General features: G+C 41.3%; 1 protein-coding gene. It reads right to left on the bottom strand.

Annotation, left to right across the window (positions count from 1 at the left end; all coding sequences use genetic code 11):
* Positions 1–56: 56 nt before the first annotated feature.
* Positions 57–591 (bottom strand): IS3 family transposase (locus HC733_RS22570; protein WP_190367205.1); only part of this gene is annotated, 535 nt, incomplete at its 5' end.

Below are 591 nucleotides of genomic sequence, written 5' to 3'. Positions count from 1 at the left end.
AGAGCTGGACCCCATTGGTTGGACACATAAGCTAACTTTTTAAGTGGTTGATCCAGTCATGCCGCGTATCTTTGCTTACCGAAGTAAACTTCATCAGGTGTTAGTTCGTTTAGCCCTTGATGATTACGCTCTTCATTATAAAACACCATATAATTGCCAATTTCAAGCTCTGCTTCTCTTGGGGTGTTGTACGCCTTTAAATAAACCTCCTCATATTTTAGACTTCTCCATAACCTTTCGATAAATACATTGTCTATCCAGCGACCTTTACCATCCATGCTGATCCGTATATTTTGTTCAACCAGTTTTTGTGTGAACTCCGTACTGGTAAACTGACTGCCTTGATCTGAGTTAAAGATTTCAGGGGCTCCGTAGCGTTGTATTGCCTCTTCAAGTGCCTCAATACAAAAGTGCGTATCCATGGTGTTTGAAAGTCGCCAAGACAATACCTTTCGACTATACCAGTCAATAATCGCAACTAAATATAAGAAGCCTTTAGCCATGGGAATATAAGTAATATCAATTGCCCAAGCTTGGTTCGGGTAAGTCACTTCGATATCACGCAGCAGATAGGGGTAAACCTTGTGTGCC

It is taken from the genome of Pseudoalteromonas sp. S16_S37 (assembly GCF_014694405.1).
Lineage (GTDB): Bacteria > Pseudomonadota > Gammaproteobacteria > Enterobacterales > Alteromonadaceae > Pseudoalteromonas.
This window is presented reverse-complemented; position numbering and strand designations above follow the sequence as displayed.